Below are 18150 nucleotides of genomic sequence, written 5' to 3'. Positions count from 1 at the left end.
GTGAAACTTATGGATTTCGCTGCCCTGTGCTATTCTCACCCGCCAGAACGTCTATGAGCTGAAGTTATGTCACTGCCAAAACGAATTGTCCTGGTTGGCCCCATGGGAGCGGGCAAAAGCACGATTGGCCGTATGCTTGCCAGAGAGCTGGGCTATCGTTTTCTGGACTCGGACCGGATTATTGAAGAGCGTTGCGGCGCCAATATCCCCTGGATTTTTGATGTGGAGGGAGAGGATGGCTTTCGTCAGCGCGAAACAGCCATGCTGGCAGAGCTGTCGGAACTGCCTGATACGGTTCTCGCCACCGGGGGCGGTGCTGTCATGAAGCCGGAAAATCACGAGCTCCTCAAGCGGGACGCTACCGTGATTTATCTTAGAACCTCAATAGAACAGCAGGTTGAACGAACGCGGAGAGACCGGAACCGGCCGCTGCTACAGAACGACGACCCCGAAGCCGTGCTGCGTAAGCTGTTTGCTCTGCGGGACCCCATCTACACGGAATTGGCTGACATTGTCATGTACACCGACCGGAAGAGTCCGAGGCTGGTGGTGCGTCAACTGGTAAACCGGATAAACCCGAAAACTCCGCGTCATCGTCGACAAGTAAGAAAGGAAGGTCGAAATCATGTGTAACGCCAGTCGAGAGCTTCAGGTTGACCTGGGCGATCGCAGCTACCCCATTGTTATAGGCGACGGGTTACTGGGGAAAATGGATCTGACGCCATACGTTGCAGGCAGTCAGGTAATGATTGTTACCAACGAGACAGTTGCCCCGCTGTACCTTGAAAAGGCCAGGGCCAACTTCCCCGGCAAAACGATTGATGCGGTCGTGCTTCCCGACGGCGAGAAATACAAGGACTGGCAGACTCTGAATCTGGTTTTCGATGCCTTGCTGGAGAAGCGCCATACCCGTAAAACCACATTGGTTGCCCTGGGAGGGGGGGTGGTTGGCGATATGACCGGGTTCGCTGCGGCCTGTTACCAGCGCGGGGTGCCCTTTATCCAGATACCGACCACCCTGCTGTCGCAGGTGGATTCCTCGGTGGGAGGAAAAACCGGTATCAATCATCCGCTGGGCAAGAATATGATCGGTGCCTTTCATCAGCCGGAAATGGTGCTGATAGACACGGACTCTCTGCAAACTCTGCCGCCCAGGGAAGTTTCGGCCGGTCTGGCCGAGGTGATCAAGTACGGCCTGATCCGGGAGACCGGGTTTCTGGCGTGGCTGGAATCAGAAATGGATCGGCTGTTGGCTCTGTCTCCCGAATCACTGGTTGAGGCGATTTACCGTTCCTGCGCCTGCAAGGCAGACGTTGTGGCCCAGGATGAGCGTGAAGGCGGACTGCGGGCCATTCTGAATCTGGGCCACACCTTCGGCCATGCCATCGAGACTTATGCCGGCTACGGTAATTGGTTGCATGGCGAAGCGGTTGGCGCGGGCATGGTCATGGCGGCCGACCTGTCATGGCGGGAAGGCATGATTGCCGGGGCGGATGTCACCCGCACCCGTGACCTGGTCGCCAGGGCGGGCTTGCCATTGGCGCCCCCGGCTGGAATGTCCCCTGCAGATTTCATGGATTTGATGTCGGTTGATAAAAAGAACGTAGACGGCGCCCTGCGTCTGGTTCTGCTCAGGGCCCTGGGGGATGCCTTTATCACGGCGGATGCCGGTGCGGAACATCTTGCCGCCACCCTGGAGAGTTTTTGTGAGGGGCTGGCTGATTAACCACGCACCAAATGAACCGAGCGCGACAGGGAATGACAGTGAACGATTCAGGACTGAATAGCCTGGAAGGCGGCGGTTTGTTTCCGAGGCTTCAGGAACGTTATGGCCTGAGAGCCAATCCGCTGGAAATGGAAACGCCTTTTTTCCCGGACGCGATGCGCCACCACGCCCTTGAGACGCTCCGGCACCTCTGCGGCTTCGGCGATCTTGCCTTACTGCTGACCGGAGGCGCGGGCGCTGGCAAGACCCGGTTGCTGGCTGAGTTGGTTCGAAGTGAATCGTCCCGTCTGGATTTCCATCGATTGTCTTCCGCATCGTTAACAAGTCTCCCCGCTCTGGCCCGGGGATTACTGTCGATTGCCCATAAGAATCTGGAATCCTCCGAGAGTCCCCGCGATGCCATTTATGGGTTTTTCCGCTGGTCTGAAACCCGGGCCCGTAAAGGCCAGCGTATGGTTTTGTTGGTTGATGATGCCGATCGGGCGTCACCCGAGTCGTTGCGTCTGTTGCTGTCGGCTTTTCTGGCTGCCGAGAGAACGACCGCCGCTGTGCCGGTCTTCAGCGGCGCCAATGAACTGATTAGCATGCTGGGGCTGAGCGATGAGTCCACGGGGATCCACCAGGTACACCTGCGCCCATTGACGGCAGAGGAAATCCGGTCGTACCTGAAGCCGCGCGTACATCGGGCCGGTGGTCGCGTGGACGACCTGTTAAGCCCTTCCAGGGTAAGGCAGATCCATCAATTGAGCCAGGGTAGCTTCTCGCGTCTTCAGCGAATTACCCCAGTAGTCTGGCTGGACATCACGCCGGCTTCCAAAGCCGGGCGGTCGATAAGCCTGCAACCGCTTCTTGGCCTGAGATGGCCAGCCCTGGCTCTGGTGCTCCTTGGTGCTTCCTGGTGGATTGTGTCGCAACAGTACGATGATTCGGTGGATCGGGAAGCGCAGGTAGCAAGTGAGCCGGACCGAATCCGGAAAAGTGTCACGATTGGCCCCGAGAGCCCGGAGACCGGCTCGACCGTTGGGGAAAATAATAGCGAAATAGCTCTGGTGCAACCGGAAGTGGCGGTCAATACTGTTGAAGAGCCAGAGCCAGAGCCAGAGCCAGAGCCAGAGCCAGAGCCAGAGCCAGAGCCAGAGCCAGAGCCAGAGCCAGAGCCAGAGCCAGAGCCAGAGCCAGAGCCAGAGCCAGAGCCAGAGCCAGAGCCAGAGCCAGAGCCAGAGCCAGCAGCGGACCCCCGGCCCGAGGTTCCGGTGGAGGATGTTGAAGAGTTTGTTCCGGCACTGGCCAGCCGGTTTGTGCCGGTTGATCAGGTTCGTGCCCGGGCCGGCCTGACGGCCCAGTTTGTGGCCGGATTCCGCGAGCAGACGGCAACGGATTTTCTTGAGCAATACCCGGGGCAGGAGGAGCTCTGGTACACCAGGTCCACTCGTCAGGGGCGGGACTGGTTTGTGGTTTTCTATGGTGATTTTGACGGTGTGGGTGCTGCCCGTTCTGCCTTGAGCGAGTTGCCCGAGGATTTACGCTCCCGCGAAACGTGGATTCGCCCATTTAGTGGTTTTTGACGCTATTATGGTCCCTTTGCGGGGCTTTCGGCCGGCTTGTTGCGGCTCCGATAAAGTCTATTTAAATCAACGGAGTTAGTGAGCTTTTGGCATTTCCTTACCCCTAAAATAACCGGTCTTTAGATTGAGTACGTATTTCTACGTGTGTAGAATGTCCTCCCCCCATTTTCAGTGTCAAAGGGTGACTTTAACGGTATTTGCTTATAACTCTTTGATTGAAAAGCATTTCTATGTGAGAGAACGCTTATGATGACAGGTTTGTATCATCCCGAAGAATTCAGGGACAACTGTGGTTTCGGACTGATCGCCCATATGAAAGGCGATGCCAGCCACAAGTTGTTGCAAACTGCCATCGAGTCGCTGACCTGCATGACCCACCGCGGTGGTATTGCGGCAGACGGAAAGACCGGTGATGGTTGCGGCCTGCTTATTCAAAGTCCCGATGCCTTCCTGCGTAAGGCCGCCAAGGCGGCGTTTGGCAAGGAACCCGGAGACCTGTTTGCCGTTGGTCAGGTTTTCCTGAACCCGGACGAAACCAAGGCAAAAGCCGGGCGGGAAGCCATTGAGAAGCGTCTGACCGAGCAGGGCCTGGATATTCTGGGCTGGCGGGAAGTGCCGACGGACAACAGTTGCCTGGGGCCCATGGCTCTGGATTGTCTGCCTCGTATCGAGCAGGTGTTTGTGGCACCGGCTGATAAGGCAGAGAAAGAGTTTGCAATCAGCCTGTTTATTGGCCGCCGCTACGCTGAGCGCGACATGGCGGATGATTCCGAGTTCTATATCTGTAGTCTTTCCCACCGCACGCTGGCCTACAAAGGCCTGATGATGCCGGCTGATCTGGCGAACTTCTACAAGGATCTTGGTGATCCGGATCTCCAGACCGCCATTTGCGTCTTCCACCAGCGCTTCTCCACCAATACCATGCCGCGCTGGCCGTTGGCTCAGCCATTCCGTTTCCTGGCGCATAACGGTGAGATCAATACCATCGATGGTAACCGCAACTGGGCCATTGCCCGTGCGGCCAAGTTCAGCTCTCCGGACCTGCCGGACCTTCAGACCCTGCAGCCGCTGGTGAACCTGACCGGTTCCGACTCCTCCAGCATGGACAACATGCTGGAAGTGCTGCTGGCCGGTGGGGTAGATCTGTTCCGTGCGGTGCGGATGATGATTCCGCCCGCGTGGCAGAACGTGGACACCATGGATTCCAAGCTGCGGGCCTTCTACGAATACAACTCCATGCACATGGAGCCATGGGACGGGCCGGCCGGCCTGGTGTTCTCGGACGGCCGCTACGCGGTCTGTATGCTGGACCGGAACGGCCTGCGCCCGGCGCGCTGGGTCATCACCAAGGATGATTTCATTACGCTGGCATCGGAAATCGGCACCTATGGCTATAAGCCGGATGACGTCGTGGCGAAAGGCCGGGTAGGGCCGGGCCAGATGTTGGCCGTTGATACCCAGACGGGCGAAGTCCTTCATACCCCGGACATTGACGAGCGCCTCAAGAATGCCCACCCGTACAAGCAGTGGCTGCGGGAGAATGCGCTGCGGGTTGAATCCACGTTGAATCAGGACACCCCTGAGTTCCGTTTGATGGACGCCGACGAACTTCTGGTGCACCAGAAGATGTTCATGGTGTCCTTCGAGGAGCGTGATCAGGTACTGCGTCCGTTGGCGGAGAATGGCCAGGAGGCCGTTGGCTCCATGGGCGACGATACGCCGATGGCGGTATTGTCCAGCAAGGTTCGTCACGTTGGTGACTACTTCCGTCAGAAATTTGCCCAGGTCACAAACCCGGCGATTGATCCGCTTCGGGAAGCGATTGTCATGTCGCTCGAGACCTGCCTGGGTTCTGAACGCAATGTCTTCGAGGAAACACCGGAACACGCGGACCGGATCATCCTGACCACACCGGTGCTGTCGCCAGCCAAGTTCCTCAAGATCGCCAACAATGATCGCCCGGGATTCGAGGTTGCCTACATTTCCATGGGGTATAGCCCGGAGATGGGACTGGAGCAAGCCATACGTCGTGTCTGCGAAGAGGCCGAGGAAGCGACTCGCAATGGCAAGGTACTGCTGATCCTTTCTGACAAGGATCTCAAGGAAGGTGAACTGCCGGTGAACGCCCTGATGGCAACCGGCGCGGTTCACCACCACCTTGTGGCACAAGGCCTGCGCTGTGATTCCAACATCATTGTGGAAACCGGCTGGGCACGGGATCCCCATCAGTTCGCCGTCCTGTTCGGCTTCGGTGCGACAGCGGTCTACCCGTACCTGGCGTATCAGGTGCTGAATGACCTGATCCGCACCGGTGAACTGCTGATGGATCCGATCGAGGCCAAGAACAACTATCGCAAGGGCATCAACAAGGGGCTGCTGAAGATCCTGTCCAAGATGGGTATCTCGACCATGACCTCTTACCGTGGCGCCCAGTTGTTCGAGGCCATCGGCCTGGCTGATGAGGTGGTCGACCTGTGCTTCAAAGGCGTGCCCAGCCGTATCCAGGGTGCCGGATTCTTTGATTTTCAGCAGGATCAGGAGCAACTGGCAGCGGTAGCCTGGAAGCCCCGCAAGCCGGTTTCCCAGGGCGGCCTGCTGAAATACGTCCATGGTCAGGAATACCATGCCTTCAATCCGGATGTGGTCGGCAAGCTCCAGGAAGCGGTGATCAGCGGTGAATACGGTCACTACAAGGAATACGCGGGCCTGGTAAACGAGCGGCCAGTGGCGACCCTGCGGGATCTCCTTGGTTTCCGTCAGGACCTCAAAGCCATTGATATTGCCGAGGTTGAACCGGTTGAGAACATCTTCCCGCGCTTCGATTCCGCAGCCATGTCCCTGGGGGCGCTGTCCCCGGAGGCGCACGAGGCGCTGGCGGTCGCTATGAACACCCTGGGCGGGCGTTCCAACTCCGGTGAGGGTGGTGAAGACCCCGTCCGTTATGGCACCGAAAAGCGCTCCAAGATCAAGCAGGTGGCGTCCGGTCGTTTCGGTGTCACTGCCGAGTACCTGAGAAGTGCGGATGTCATGCAGATCAAGGTTGCCCAGGGCGCGAAGCCCGGCGAGGGCGGCCAGCTGCCAGGTGGCAAGGTCAACGACCTGATCGCGCGGCTGCGTTACTCCGTGCCCGGCGTGACGCTGATTTCGCCACCACCGCACCATGACATCTACTCGATCGAGGATCTGGCACAGCTGATTTTCGATTTGAAGCAGGTGAATCCGAACGCGCTGGTGTCTGTGAAACTGGTCTCTGAGCCGGGTGTGGGCACGATCGCAGCGGGTGTGGCCAAGGCTTACGCCGACCTGATCACCGTGTCTGGTTACGACGGTGGTACCGCCGCGAGCCCACTGACCTCCATCCGTTACGCCGGTTCCCCGTGGGAGCTGGGGCTGACGGAAACCCAGCAGGCCCTGCGCGCCAATGATCTGCGTGGCAAGATTCGCCTGCAGACCGACGGCGGCATCAAAACCGGTCTGGATGTGGTGAAGGGCGCTATTCTCGGCGCCGAGAGCTTCGGCTTTGGTACTACGCCGATGGTGGCGCTGGGCTGTAAATACCTGCGCATCTGTCACCTGAACAACTGTGCCACCGGTGTGGCCACCCAGAATGAGCACCTCCGTGAAGAGCACTTCAAGGGTACGGTGGAAATGGCCATGAACTTCTTCCGCTTTGTTGCCGAAGAAACCCGCGAGTGGATGGCCAAGCTGGGTGTCCGCAGCCTGGAAGAGCTGGTGGGTCGGGTGGACCTGCTTGAGCGCCTGCCGGGTGATACAGAACGTCAGAAGAAGTTGGATCTGAGCCGCCTGCTGGCCAACGATCACATCCCTGCGGACAAGCCACAGACCTGTCAGGTGGAGCGCAACCATCCGTTTGATGAAGGCGTGCTTGCCGAGCAGATGGTGAAAGATATTGCCGGGGCTATCGAAGAGAAGTCTGGTGGCGCATGGTCCTACCGTGTGACCAACTGCGACCGCTCCATCGGTGCGCGCCTGTCTGGTGAAATTGCCGCGAAGCATGGCAACCAGGGTATGATCGATGCACCGGTTACCCTCGACCTGACCGGTACTGCCGGGCAGAGTTTCGGTGTCTGGAACGTCAGCGGTCTCAACCTGATTCTGGAAGGCGACGCCAACGACTACGTGGGCAAAGGGATGACCGGCGGCAAGCTGGTGGTCAAACCGCCCCGTGGCAGCAGCTTCAAGACCAATGAAACGTCCATCGTCGGTAACACCTGTCTCTACGGTGCGACCGGTGGCAAATTGTTTGCCGCTGGTACGGCCGGCGAGCGTTTCGCGGTGCGTAACTCAGGAACCCATGCGGTTGTTGAGGGCACTGGCGACCACTGTTGTGAATACATGACCGGCGGGCTGGTGACGGTTCTCGGTTCAACCGGCTACAACTTCGGTGCCGGTATGACCGGTGGCTTTGCCTATGTGCTGGATATGGATAACACCTTCGTGGACAAGTACAACCACGAACTGGTGGAAATCCAGCGCATCTCACGTGAGGACATGGAGTCCTATCGTAATCACCTGCGTGGTGTTATCCGTGAGCATATCTCGGAGACCGGCAGTCAGTGGGCAGAGCACATTCTTGAAGATTTCGACGACTACATCGGCCGTTTCTGGCTGGTGAAACCCAAGGCGGCCAACCTGCGCAGCCTGCTGGCGAGCACCCGCGCGCGTCCGGAGTAAGCGCCGGAAGGATCAGGGTTTGGGGTACCCGCCAGAGAGCGGTGCCCCAGTCGAAATCGAGTTGATGAGAGCATCATGATGAAAGAACGACTGAATAACGACTTCCAGTTTGTCGAAGTAGGGCGCGTAGACCCGAAAAAGGTACCCGCGAAGAAGCGGAAGAAAGAATTCGGGGAAATCTATCACCCGTTCACTCAGGAAGAGGCTGCGCCACAGGCCCACCGTTGTCTGGAATGTGGCAATCCTTACTGTGAATGGAAGTGTCCGGTACACAACTACATTCCGAACTGGCTGAAGCTGGTATCCGAAGGCAACATCATGCGGGCGGTGGAGCTGTGTCACCAGACCAACTCCCTGCCGGAAGTCTGTGGTCGGGTTTGCCCGCAGGACCGTCTGTGCGAGGGTGCCTGTACCCTGAATGACGGTTACGGCGCGGTGACCATCGGCTCTGTCGAAAAGTACATTACCGATACCGCGTTTGCGCTCGGCTGGAAGCCGGACATGTCCGCCGTGAAGTGGACCGACAGCAAAGTGGCCGTGATTGGCGCCGGCCCCGCAGGGTTGGGTTGTGCCGATGTTCTGGTGCGCAACGGTGTGAAGCCGGTGGTGTTCGATATCTACCCTGAAATTGGTGGCCTGCTGACCTTCGGTATTCCTGAGTTCAAGCTGGAAAAGTCCGTCATGACCCGCCGTCGCCAGGTGTTCGAGGAAATGGGTGTGGAATTCCGCCTGTCCACGGAAGTGGGCAAGGATGTGATGATGGAAGACATCCTCAGCGAATACGACGCCGTGTTTATGGGCATGGGCACCTACACCTACATGAAAGGCGGTTTCCCCGGGGAAGAGCTTGAAGGTGTGCACGACGCCCTGCCGTTCCTGGTCTCGAACGTCAACCGTCGCCTCGGGTACGAGGAAAATGCGGATGACTTCATCGACATGAAGGGCAAGCGCGTTGTGGTCCTGGGTGGCGGTGACACCGCGATGGACTGTAACCGTACGTCCATTCGCCAGCAGGCCGAGAGCGTTACCTGTGCCTATCGTCGGGACGAGGCGAACATGCCGGGTTCCCGCAAGGAGGTGGCGAACGCCAAGGAAGAGGGCGTGAAGTTCATGTTCAATCGTCAGCCCATTGCCATCCTTGGTGAAGACAAGGTGGAAGGGGTGAAGGTTGTCCAGACCCAGTTGGGTGAGCCTGACGAGAACGGCCGTCGCCGCCCGGAAGTGGTTCCGGGCAGTGAAGAGGTGATTCCGGCCGACGCTGTGCTGGTCGCTTTCGGTTTCCGCCCGAGCCCGGCAGACTGGTTTGACGAGCAGAGCATCAACACCGATGATTCTGGCCGTGTCGCGGCACCGGAGGAAACGGAGTTTGCCTTCCAGACAAGCAACCCGAAGATTTTTGCCGGCGGTGATATGGTCCGCGGTTCAGATCTGGTGGTAACCGCTATCTGGGAAGGCCGACAGGCCGCCGAGGGCATCCTGGACTACCTGGATATCTGAGGGCGGACCTGATTCAGATCAGAAGGGCGGCTTGCTACGGGTAAGCCGCCCTTTTTTATTGCTGTAAACGGGGTATCATTGCAGCCCACATTTCACAGACCGAGAACAGACTGGAAATCCTATGACCGAGCTGAAGAATGACCGCTTCCTGCGCGCGCTGATGCGCCAGCCCGTTGATCGCACACCGGTGTGGATGATGCGTCAGGCCGGCCGTTACCTGCCCGAGTACCGTGCGACCCGCGCCCAGGCGGGGGATTTTCTCAGTCTTTGTAAGAACACGCCTCTGGCCTGTGAAGTCACCCTGCAGCCCCTGAAGCGGTATCCCCTGGATGCCGCCATCCTGTTCTCCGACATCCTGACCATCCCGGACGCGCTGGGGCTTGGTTTGTATTTCGAAACTGGTGAGGGTCCCAAGTTTAAGCATACGATCCGCTCTGAGGCCGACGTTGCAGCCTTGCCGACCGTGAAGGCCGAGGTGGACCTGGATTACGTGATGAACGCGGTATCCACCATCCGTGGCGCCCTCAACGGCAGTGTTCCGCTGATCGGTTTCTCCGGCAGCCCCTGGACGCTGGCCACTTACATGATCGAGGGCGGCTCCTCCAAGGATTTCCGCGAAGCCAAGAAACTGATGTACGGCCAGCCGGAGGTGATGCACCGCCTGCTGGATCACCTGGCGGACTGCGTCATCGATTATCTGAACGGCCAGATCCGGGCCGGTGCCCAGGCAGTCCAGATCTTTGATACCTGGGGCGGGGTGCTAAGCAGCTGGGCGTATGAAGAGTTTTCGCTGCGTTATATGAGAAAAATCGTGGATGGCCTGATTCGCGAAAGCGAAGGTCGTCGCGTTCCGGTCATCCTGTTCACCAAGAACGGCGGCCAGTGGCTGGAATCCATCGCCGATTCCGGTGCTGACGCCGTCGGTCTGGACTGGACCACCGACATCGGAAACGCCCGCGCCCGCATCGGCGATCGGGTAGCTCTGCAGGGCAATATGGACCCGGCCATGCTGTATGCGCCACCTGAGCGGATTCGCCAGGAAGTGGCGGATATCCTGCGCCGCTTCGGTACCGGCCCGGGGCATATCTTCAACCTGGGGCACGGCATTACACCTGACGTGGATCCGGAGCACGCCAAGGCCTTCATTGAGGCGGTGGTAGAGCTGAGTCCAGAGTACCACCAATAGCATTTGTAGCCTGAGAATTCAGCGGGGGCGGTCGTCTGGAAGCGCTGCCCAAAAACCGCTACAAGCACATCCATGTGCGCTTCTCTCCGGCCATCCATGGCCTCCGAAATTTTTGGGCAGCGCTTCCAGACGACCTCTATCCAGCCGCGGCAATATCTCCGCTCGTGGGTCGGATCGGACTTGTAGGTCGGATTAGGCACGCAACGCGTGCCGTAATCCGACGCACTCTCTCCAGGCAGCACCCCCAAAAAACTCCTCTGGATGCATCCCCCTGTCGGGTCTATAGTCATATAAAACAAGACTGGTAAAACAGGAGTACCACTTGCCGACCCAACCCCCTGAAAAACGCAGATTTCACCGTATCGAATTTGACGCCCCATGCGAACTTCACTGCCAGGACAGCGTCTGGTTGACGGAAGTGTTGGATATTTCCCTGAAAGGCGTTCTGGTGAAAAGGCCAGACGAATGGAGCGTGCCGTTAAACCGGCCGTGTGAGGTAATCATTCATCTGGACGACAATGAAACGGCCATCGTCATGGCGGTGGAACTCCGGCATGTGGAGTCGCAGCGGTTAGGGTTCAAGTGTCAGTACATCGACCTGGAAAGTGCGACTCATTTGAAGCGGCTTGTTGAGCTTAATTTGGGGGATCAGGCGTTGCTGGAGAGGGAGTTTGCGCATTTGATTGATTAGGTTGTCTGGTTTTGTCGGATTACGGCTTTGCCTAATCCGACCTACGTCACCGCACCGATTCGTCCTGCTCAATCTACTTATTTCGTATTCAGACTTTGCACCGTTGGCGTTATCTCCTGAATTCGAGGGGAGGGGTTGGGACTCCTTTCCAAAAATTTCGAAGGCCAAGGATGGCCTGAGAGAAGCGCACATGGATGTGCTCGTAGCGGTTTTTGGAAAGGAGTCCCAACCCCTCCCTTGCAACAACACGGGAAGGCTAGGGGGCCAAAGTCAAACCTCCTCCAAAGCCAAAAGCGCCTCACTAAGCTTGGTCACCGGCATCACCGTCATCCCCTCGACAGGCTTGCGCGGCACGTTGGCCTTGGGCACCAGTGCCCGGGTAAACCCGTGCTTGGAGGCCTCGTAGATCCGCTCCTGACCGCTGGGCACCGGGCGGATCTCACCGGACAGGCCGACTTCCCCGAAAATCACCAGATCCTGGGGCAGGGCGCGGTCGCGGAAGGACGAGACGATCGCGGCCAACAGGGCCAGGTCAGCGCTGGTCTCGTTGACCTTCACGCCGCCGACCACATTCACGAACACATCCTGATCTGACACATGCATCCCGCCGTGGCGATGCAACACCGCCAGCAGCATCGCCAGTCGATTCTGATCCAGGCCGACGGCAACGCGCCGAGGATAGCCGCCCTGGGCCATGTCCACCAGCGCCTGGATCTCCACCAGCATGGGCCGGGTGCCTTCCCAGACCACCATAACCACACTGCCGGGTGCAGCTTCCTCGCCCCGGTTGAGGAAGATCGCGCTGGGGTTTTTCACTTCCTTCAGGCCCTGCTCCAGCATGGCAAAAACGCCCAGCTCGTTTACCGCGCCAAAACGGTTCTTGATGCCCCGCAGGGTGCGGTAGCGGCTGTCGCTGGAGCCTTCCAGCAGGATCGAGCAGTCAATCATGTGCTCCAGAACCTTCGGGCCGGCGAGGCTGCCGTCCTTGGTGACGTGGCCGACCAGGAACAAAATGGTGCCGGTCTGCTTGGCAAAGCGGGTCAGGTAGGCCGCGCTTTCGCGGACCTGGGAGACACTGCCCGGGGCGGATTCGGTTTCGGCGACGTGCATCACCTGGATACTATCGACCACCAGGATTCGCGGTTTCTCGGCTTCCGCCACCTGCATCACCCGCTCGACGCTGGTTTCCGATAGCATTTTCAGGTCTTTGGTGGGCAACCCCAGGCGCTTGGCGCGCATGGCCACCTGCTGCAGGGATTCCTCACCGGTGACGTACAGGGCAGGGACGCTTGCGGCCAGATGGCAGACGGCCTGAAGCAGCAGGGTGCTCTTGCCGGCACCCGGGTGACCGCCCATCAGGACTGCTGAACCTTCCACCAGACCACCGCCGAGAACCCGGTCAAACTCCTGCATACCGGAGCTGATGCGGGGCTGTTCGGCCAGGCTGACGTCGTCCAGGCTCTGGACTTCCGACAGGCTGCCGGCGAACCCTTCGAAGCGGGCGCCGCGAGCGCCTTTGGCATTGGTGCTGACGCCGCGGACTTCGCTGATGGTATTCCAGGCCTGGCAGGCAGTGCACTGGCCCTGCCATTTGGAATAGTCAGCGCCGCATTCGGTGCAGACAAAGGCGGTCTTGGCTTTTGCCATGATTGGTTGCTGCCTGGTAATTGGTTTGTCGGATGACGGCTTCGCCTAATCCGACCTACAGATTGTCTTACATCCCGCGTAGGTCGGATTAGTTGGTTGTCGGGTTACGGCTTTGCCTAATCCGACCTACGGTTCGGAGTGGCACCGTGTAGGTCGGATTAGGCCCGCAGGGCCGTAATCCGACAACACCCTCAAGCCAGCTTCTTGTACTTCATACGCTGGGGCTGCATGGCAGAATCGCCCTTACGCTTTTTGAAGTCTTCGTCGTACTCCGTGAAGTTACCCTCGAAGTAAACCACGTCGCCGTCATCCTCGAACGCCAGAATATGGCTGGCCACACGGTCCAGGAACCAGCGATCGTGCGAGATCACCAGGGCGGAACCCGGGAAGTTGAGCAGGGCTTCTTCCAGGGCGCGCAGGGTTTCCACGTCCAGGTCGTTGGTGGGTTCGTCCAGCAGCAGCACGTTGCCGCCTTCTTTAAGGAGCTTGGCCAGGTGCAGGCGGTTACGCTCACCACCGGACAGGTCGCCAACCCGTTTCTGCTGGTCGCTGCCTTTGAAGTTGAAGCGCCCCACGTACGCCCGGGACGGGGTCTCGTAGTTGCCTACCTTGATAATATCGTTGCCGTCGGAAAGCTCTTCCCACACGGTTTTGCTACCGTCCAGGTCGCGCATCTGGTCCACGTAGGCCAGTTCCACGGTTTCGCCCACGGTAATGTCGCCGGAATCGGGCTTGTCGTAGCCCGCAACCATCTTGAACAGTGTGGATTTGCCGGCACCGTTACCACCGATAATACCCACAATGGCTCCGGGCGGTACGCTGAGGGACACGTCTTCGTACAGCAGGCGGTCACCGAAGGACTTGCTGATGCCGTCTATTTCGATCACCTTGTTGCCCAGGCGTGGTCCCGGCGGAATGTACAGCTCGTTGGTTTCATTGCGCTTCTGGAATTCCTGCGAGCTCATCTCCTCAAAGCGGGCCAGACGGGCCTTGCTCTTGGACTGACGGCCTTTGGCGTTGCTGCGCACCCATTCCAGTTCCTGCTTGATGGCTTTCTGGTGAGAGGCTTCCTGCTTGGACTCCATCTCCAGGCGCTTTTCCTTGTTCTCCAGCCACTGGCTGTAGTTGCCTTCAAACGGAATGCCCTGGCCGCGGTCCAGTTCCAGGATCCAGCCGGCAACGTTGTCGAGGAAGTAGCGATCGTGGGTGATGGCAACCACAGTGCCTTCGTAATCGTGCAGGAAGCGCTCCAGCCACGCCACGGATTCTGCATCCAGGTGGTTGGTGGGCTCATCCAGCAGCAACATGTCCGGGCCGGAAAGCAGTAGGCGGCACAGGGCCACCCGGCGGCGCTCACCGCCGGACAGCACGCTTACCTTCTGATCCCACGGCGGGAGGCGCAACGCGTCGGCGGCAACTTCCATCTTGCGTTCAATGTCATGGCCGTCGGTGGCCTGGATGTAGGCTTCCAGTTCGCCCTGCTTCTTGGCGAGGGCATCGAAATCCGCATCCGGCTCGGCATAGGCAGCGTAAACCTGATCCAGTTCTGCCAATGCGTCATGCACGCCGGAGACCGACTCATCGACGATTTCCTTGACGGTTTTCTCTTCGTCCAGCTCCGGCTCCTGGGGCAGGTAGCCCACGTTGATGCCGGGCTGGGGGCGTGCCTCGCCGATGTAATCCTGGTCGATGCCCGCCATAATGCGGAGCAGGGTGGACTTACCGGAACCGTTAAGACCGAGTACGCCAATCTTGGCGCCCGGGAAGAAGCTCAGGGAAATGTCCTTGAGGATTTCACGCTTGGGCGGAACCACCTTGCCCACGCGGTTCATGGTGTATACGTACTGGGCCATAACTGGCTGTGTCCTCTGTTGTATTCGGAGGTAAATAAAGGAAACTCGCGGATAAGCCCCGTAAGGTAGCGAAACCCGCAGGCTATGGCAATTGCGGGAAAACGATGGCAGGAAGCGAAAAGGGGGCGAAAATTGCGGTGTGACGGTTTCTGCGGAGGGGCAGCAGGCGCTATAAAGGATGATTTTTTACCCATTTGTAAGATAGAATAGCCGCCCAAATTTTTCGGGCAGCTAAGCACACAGGGGCAGCGCATCCATGTTTAATCGTGATATGAAAATCGCCGGCTTTGACGACGAACTCTGGAACGCCATGCAGGCGGAAGAAAAGCGTCAGGAAGCTCACATCGAGCTGATTGCGTCAGAAAACTACACCAGCCCGCGGGTGATGGAAGCCCAGGGCAGCGTGCTCACCAACAAGTACGCCGAGGGCTACCCCGGTAAGCGCTACTACGGTGGCTGTGAGTTTGTCGACATTGCCGAAGACCTGGCGATTAACCGCGCCAAGGAACTGTTTGGCGCCCCCTATGCCAATGTGCAGCCGCATTCCGGCTCCCAGGCCAACTCGGCCGTGTTCATGGCGCTGCTGAAGCCGGGCGATACCGTGCTGGGCATGAGCCTGGCCCACGGTGGTCACCTGACCCACGGTGCCAGCGTGAACTTCTCCGGTAAGATCTACAACGCCGTTCAATACGGCCTGAACCCGGAAACCGGCCTCATTGATTACGACGATGTGGAAGCCCTGGCGGTTGAGCACAAGCCGAAGATGATCATTGCCGGCTTCTCCGCGTATTCCCAGGAGCTGGATTTTGCCCGCTTCCGCGAGATTGCGGATAAAGTGGGCGCTTACCTGTTTGTGGACATGGCCCACGTTGCCGGTCTGGTGGCTGCTGGCGTCTACCCGGACCCGGTTCCTCACGCCCATGTGGTTGCAACCACCACCCACAAGACTCTGCGGGGTCCACGCGGTGGCCTGATTCTGGCCTGTGACGATGCCGACCTGCAGAAGAAGCTGAATTCCGCCGTGTTCCCGGGCGGTCAGGGCGGCCCGCTGATGCACGTGATCGCTGGCAAGGCCGTGTGCTTCAAGGAAGCCATGAGCGACGAGTTCAAGGCTTACCAGCAGCAAGTCGTCAAAAACGCATCGGCCATGGCGCAGGTATTTGTTGAGCGGGGCTACGATGTGGTTTCCGGTGGCACTAAAAATCACCTGTTCCTGCTCAGCCTGATCAAGCAGGACATTACCGGTAAGGACGCGGACGCCGCACTGGGCCGTGCCCACATTACCGTCAACAAGAACGCAGTTCCCAACGATCCGCGCTCTCCGTTTGTGACTTCCGGTCTGCGTATCGGCACGCCGGCTGTGACCACCCGTGGTTTCGGTGAGACCGAGTGTTGCGACCTGGCTGGCTGGATGTGTGACATCCTCGACAACCTGGAAGACGACGCCGTGAATAGCCGTGTGCGTGAACAGGTTGAAGCCCTGTGTGCTCGCTTCCCGGTATACGCGGGCTAAACTTCAGGCAAGCTGGCCGGGTCGTCCTGTGGGCTGCCCGGCTACTCTCTGACCGGTGACTCTACCCGGCTATTTTCCGGAGCTCCCGATTATGCACTGTCCCTTCTGTGGTGAAGCAGATACCAAAGTGATCGACTCGCGGCTGGTGGCCGAGGGGGATCAGGTGCGTCGCCGCAGGGAGTGTCTGTCCTGCCGTGAGCGGTTCACAACCTTTGAATCCGCCGAGTTGGTGATGCCAAGGGTGGTCAAGCAGGATGGCACGCGCCAGCCGTTTGACGAGGAAAAGTTGCGTTCGGGCCTAATGAAAGCGCTGGAGAAGCGCCCGGTCAGTATTGAGGAAATCGACGCCGCGTTGAATCGCATCAAGTTCCGGTTGCGGGCCACCGGTGAGCGTGAAGTTAAATCCATGCAGCTCGGTGAAGAAGTCATGACCGAACTTCGCCAACTGGACAAGGTGGCTTACGTCCGGTTTGCGTCGGTCTACAGGAGCTTCCAGGATATTAACGAATTCAAGGAAGAGATTGAGCGGCTGTCTGCCAATTCCGGCGAGGACCCGGTGGATGTGGCCAAGGTGCTGGCTGATAATCACTCCTCAAAGGGCAAGGCATGATAGACGCCCAGGATATTGCGTTCATGGCCCGGGCAGTGCAGTTGGCCTGGCGTGGTCGCTACTCGACCCACCCGAATCCACGGGTGGGTTGTGTTATTGCCCGGGGAAGCAAAATCCTGGGGGAAGGCTGGCATGAGCGCGCCGGCGAGGCCCACGCTGAAATTCGCGCGCTGAGTCAGGCGGGCCCGGCGGCGCGGGGCGCAACGGCCTATGTGACCCTGGAACCGTGCAGTCACTTCGGCCGAACGCCTCCCTGTGCCAAGGCGTTGATTGAGGCCGGTGTGGCCCACGTATTTGCGGCCACCAAGGATCCCAATCCTTCCGTGTCCGGCCGGGGGCTGGACATGCTTCGGGAAGCCGGTATCCGGGTCACCGAAGGGATGATGGCGGACGAAGCGGCCCGACTTAACCCCGGCTTTATGAAACGAATGAATTCCGGCCGGCCTTTTGTGCGGTTGAAGATGGCGGCCAGCCTGGATGGGCGTACGGCGATGGCTTCGGGTGAAAGCCAGTGGATTACCGGGCCGGACGCGCGCCGGGACGTACAGCGTTTGCGTGCCATCAGCGATGCAGTGCTGACCGGCGTTGGCACGGTGCTCGCCGACGATCCGTCCCTGACGGTCCGGCGCGAGGAATTGGGGGATATTGGCGATGCCACCGAACCATCCCGCATGCCGCTGCGGGTGATCGCGGATCGTGACGCAAGGACGCCATCGGGGGCAAAGATTCTCCACGGTGGCAACGTCCAGGTGTTCTGTGCGTCACCCACGCTGGCGACCGCACCGGCCCAGGATCTTGCTGCACTTGGAGTCAGCCTCACGGGGGTTGCCTGGAAGGACAAAGGCATTGATGTTGGCGAGTTGCTCGATTCCCTTGGTGAACTGGGTATCAACGAGCTACTGGTGGAAGCCGGGCCAACCCTGGCGGGAACTTTTATTAATGAGCGTCTGGTGGATGAGCTATGGCTTTACCAGGCGCCGGTGTTTTTAGGCAGCACGGGGCGACCGACAGCCCATCTGCCACTGGAATCCATGGCGGATAAAGTACAATGGAAGGTGCTGGATCGCCGTCAGGTGGGTGAGGATCAGCGTCTGATCCTGGCGCCACGGTAACTCATACAATTCACGGTTTGTTGGTTGGGGGCTCTTGTTGGTTGAGGACTCAGCT

12 protein-coding genes are annotated in these 18150 nt (G+C 59.0%); 10 read left to right on the top strand and 2 right to left on the bottom strand.

What is annotated here, in order from left to right; genetic code table 11:
- Positions 1-66 precede the first annotated feature (66 nt).
- The 7 genes from aroK to ACJO5Y_RS14345 all read left to right on the top strand — a co-directional run bounded on the left by aroK (position 67) and on the right by ACJO5Y_RS14345 (position 11360).
- Positions 67-633, top strand: coding sequence for a shikimate kinase AroK (gene aroK / locus ACJO5Y_RS14375; protein ID WP_406988130.1), 567 nt, complete (start codon positions 67-69; stop codon positions 631-633).
- Entirely contained in the window at positions 626-1726 is a 1101-nt protein-coding gene (gene aroB, locus ACJO5Y_RS14370; RefSeq protein ID WP_406988129.1) for a 3-dehydroquinate synthase, read from the top strand. The genes aroK and aroB overlap by 8 nt, the downstream gene beginning before the upstream one ends.
- A 38-nt stretch (positions 1727-1764) precedes the next feature.
- On the top strand, positions 1765-3291 hold the full coding sequence (locus ACJO5Y_RS14365; protein ID WP_406988127.1) for an AAA family ATPase: 1527 nt from the start codon (positions 1765-1767) through the stop codon (positions 3289-3291).
- A 246-nt stretch (positions 3292-3537) separates the two neighbouring features.
- Positions 3538-7986 carry a glutamate synthase large subunit gene (gene gltB / locus ACJO5Y_RS14360; protein WP_406988125.1) on the top strand — a complete coding sequence of 1483 codons (4449 nt, stop codon included), beginning with the start codon at positions 3538-3540 and terminating at the stop codon, positions 7984-7986.
- A gap of 78 nt (positions 7987-8064) precedes the next feature.
- Complete coding sequence (locus ACJO5Y_RS14355) at positions 8065-9483, top strand: glutamate synthase small subunit GltD family protein (protein WP_406988156.1); 1419 nt, start codon at positions 8065-8067, stop codon at positions 9481-9483.
- Between the two features lie 121 nt (positions 9484-9604).
- Entirely contained in the window at positions 9605-10669 is a 1065-nt protein-coding gene (hemE, locus tag ACJO5Y_RS14350) for a uroporphyrinogen decarboxylase (protein WP_406988123.1), read from the top strand.
- A 322-nt stretch (positions 10670-10991) separates the two neighbouring features.
- Positions 10992-11360: a PilZ domain-containing protein gene (locus ACJO5Y_RS14345; RefSeq protein WP_406988121.1), complete on the top strand. Its 369-nt coding sequence runs from the start codon at positions 10992-10994 to the stop codon at positions 11358-11360.
- 270 nt (positions 11361-11630) lie between these two features.
- On the opposite strand, the gene radA is transcribed toward ACJO5Y_RS14345, so the two are convergent.
- Both radA and ettA read right to left on the bottom strand, forming a co-directional pair.
- Positions 11631-13007: a DNA repair protein RadA gene (gene radA / locus ACJO5Y_RS14340; protein WP_406988120.1), complete on the bottom strand. Its 1377-nt coding sequence runs from the start codon at positions 13005-13007 to the stop codon at positions 11631-11633.
- Between the two features lie 191 nt (positions 13008-13198).
- Complete coding sequence (gene ettA, locus ACJO5Y_RS14335) at positions 13199-14860, bottom strand: energy-dependent translational throttle protein EttA (RefSeq protein ID WP_406988118.1); 1662 nt, start codon at positions 14858-14860, stop codon at positions 13199-13201.
- Positions 14861-15116: 256 nt separating this feature from the next.
- Here ettA and glyA point away from each other — a divergent pair, with 256 nt between their 5' ends.
- The 3 genes from glyA to ribD all read left to right on the top strand — a co-directional run bounded on the left by glyA (position 15117) and on the right by ribD (position 18095).
- Positions 15117-16373, top strand: a complete 1257-nt coding sequence (glyA, locus tag ACJO5Y_RS14330) for a serine hydroxymethyltransferase (RefSeq protein ID WP_406988116.1) — start codon at positions 15117-15119, stop codon at positions 16371-16373.
- A 91-nt stretch (positions 16374-16464) separates the two neighbouring features.
- Positions 16465-16983 (top strand): transcriptional regulator NrdR, encoded by a 519-nt coding sequence (gene nrdR / locus ACJO5Y_RS14325; RefSeq protein WP_406988115.1) that lies wholly within the window; start codon positions 16465-16467, stop codon positions 16981-16983.
- Positions 16980-18095, top strand: a complete 1116-nt coding sequence (gene ribD, locus ACJO5Y_RS14320; RefSeq protein ID WP_406988114.1) for a bifunctional diaminohydroxyphosphoribosylaminopyrimidine deaminase/5-amino-6-(5-phosphoribosylamino)uracil reductase RibD — start codon at positions 16980-16982, stop codon at positions 18093-18095. Before nrdR ends, ribD begins: the two co-directional genes overlap by 4 nt.
- Positions 18096-18150: the final 55 nt, after the last annotated feature.

Source organism: Marinobacter alkalisoli, from assembly GCF_045449855.1.
Lineage (GTDB): Bacteria > Pseudomonadota > Gammaproteobacteria > Pseudomonadales > Oleiphilaceae > Marinobacter.
Note: the sequence above shows the minus strand (reverse complement) of the source record. Positions and strands in the feature narration are given on the sequence as shown.